The 2,435-nt window shown below is 63.2% G+C and carries 2 protein-coding genes; both read left to right on the plus strand.

Features of this window, described 5'->3' with window-relative positions:
* Window positions 1–953, plus strand: a 953-nt coding sequence (pip, locus tag EN893_RS29200) for a prolyl aminopeptidase (RefSeq protein ID WP_245490923.1), incomplete at its 5' end; no start/stop codon positions are given.
* The coding region (cimA, locus tag EN893_RS29205; RefSeq protein WP_206640190.1) for a citramalate synthase at window positions 950–2,435 on the plus strand (1,486 nt) is incomplete at its 3' end. The genes pip and cimA, both read left to right, overlap by 4 nt.

Raw genomic sequence — 2,435 nt, forward strand, 5'->3', positions numbered from 1 at the left:
GCAGTCAATTGCGTACGCTTTATCCCGAGATCGAGGCGTTCGATTCCGGCATGCTGGATGTCGGCGACGGCCATCAGGTCTACTGGGAGCGTTCGGGCACGAGGGGCGCCAAGCCGGCGGTGTTCCTGCATGGCGGGCCGGGCGGCACCATTTCCCCAAAACACCGGCGGCTGTTCGACCCGAAGCTCTACGATGTCATCCTGTTCGACCAGCGCGGCTGCGGAAAATCGACGCCCAACGCCTCGCTCGAAACCAATACGACCTGGCACCTGGTCGCCGACATCGAACGCCTGCGCGAAATGGCCGGCTTCGACAAATGGCTGGTGTTCGGAGGCTCCTGGGGGTCGACGCTGGCGCTCGCCTATGCCGAAACGCACCCCGAACGCGTCAGTGAGTTGGTGGTACGCGGCATCTACACGCTGACGCGAGCCGAACTCGAATGGTACTATCAATTCGGCGTCTCGGAAATGTTCCCGGACAAATGGGAGCGCTTCCTGGCGCCGATCCCGGAGGCCGAGCGCGGCGACATGATGGCTGCCTACCGCAAGCGGCTGGTCGGCACGGATCGCAAGGCGCAGATCGAGGCGGCCCGCGCCTGGAGCTTGTGGGAAGGCGAAACGATCACGCTTTTGCCCGAGCCGGAGACCAGCGGACCATTTGGGCAGGACGACTATGCCATCGCCTTTGCCCGCATCGAGAACCACTATTTCGTCCATGCCGGCTGGCTGGAGGAAGGGCAGTTGCTGCGCGACGCGCACAAGCTGGCTGACATTCCCGGCACCATCGTCCATGGCCGCTACGACATGCCGTGCCCGGCGCATTATGCCTGGGCGCTGCACAAGGCCTGGCCAAAGGCGGATTTCCACCTGATCGAGGGCGCCGGTCATGCTTATTCGGAGCCGGGGATTTTGGATCGGCTGATCCGCGCGACGGACAAGTTTGCAGGCAAATGACCATGACCCGCGAGCGCCTCTATCTCTTCGACACCACATTGCGCGATGGCCAGCAGACCCCTGGCATCGACTTTTCCGTCGAGGACAAGATCGCCATCGCGAAACTGCTCGATGCTTTTGGCCTCGACTATGTCGAAGGTGGCTATCCCGGCGCCAATCCGACCGACACCGCCTTCTTCCAGGAGAAACGTACGTCGCGCGCCAAATTCGTCGCCTTCGGCATGACCAAACGGGCTGGGGCGTCGGCTTCCAACGATCCCGGCCTTGCGTCACTCGTGCAATCCAAGTCGGATGCCATCTGCTTCGTCGCCAAGAGTTGGGACTACCATGTCCGTGTCGCGCTCGGCTGCACCAATGAGGAGAACCTCGACGCCATCAAGGCCTCCGTCGAGGCGGCGATCGCCGCCGGCAAGGAGGCGTTGGTCGACTGCGAGCATTTTTTCGACGGCTTCAAGGCCAATCCCGATTATGCGCTGGCCTGCGCCAGGACCGCCTATGATGCCGGCGCGCGCTGGGTGGTGCTGTGTGACACCAATGGCGGCACGCAGCCATCGGAAGTCCGCGCCATCGTCGAGAAGGTTATTTTATCAGGTATTTCGGGCGATCATCTCGGCATCCATGCCCATGACGACACCGGCCAGGCGGTCGCCAATTCGCTTGCCGCGGTCGAGGCCGGCGTGCGCCAGATCCAAGGCACACTCAATGGCATCGGCGAGCGCTGCGGCAACGCCAATTTGATCTCGATCGTGCCTACGCTGGCGTTGAAACCGGCCTTCGCCGATCGTTTCGACACCGGTATTTCGGCTGAGGCGCTGACAGGCATTTCCAGGTTGTCCCGCGCCTTCGACGAACTCTTGAACCGCGCCCCGGAAGCGCAAGCGCCCTATGTCGGGGCCTCTGCTTTCGCCACCAAGGCGGGCATCCATGCCTCCGCGCTGGCCAAGGAGCCGGCGACCTATGAGCATGTACCCCCGGAAACGGTCGGTAACCGCCGCCGCGTCATGGTTTCGGACCAGGGCGGGAAGGCCAATTTCCTCGCCGAGTTGAGGCGGCGCGGCATCGAGGTGCCGAAGGACGATCACCGGCTCGACGCGCTGATATCAGTGGTCAAGGAGCGCGAGGCCGAGGGCTACGCCTATGAGGGCGCCGATGCCAGCTTCGAGCTCCTGGCACGCAAGATGCTGCACGGCCTGCCGGAGTTCTTCAACGTCACCTCGTTCCGCTGCATGGTCGAGCGCCGCTTCGACGCCAACGGCCAGCTGAAGACGGTCTCCGAAGCGATCGTCAAGGTGGTGGTCGACGGCGAGGAGAAGATGTCGGTGGCCGAGGGGCATGGCCCGGTCAACGCACTCGACATCGCGCTGCGCAAGGACCTCGGCAAATTTCAGGGCGAGATCGCCGACATGGAGTTGGCCGACTTCAAGGTGCGTATCCTCAATGGCGGCACCGAGGCGATCACCCGCGTTCTGATCGAATCGCATG

This window comes from Mesorhizobium sp. M7A.F.Ca.CA.004.04.2.1, assembly GCF_004022825.1.
Lineage (GTDB): Bacteria > Pseudomonadota > Alphaproteobacteria > Rhizobiales > Rhizobiaceae > Mesorhizobium.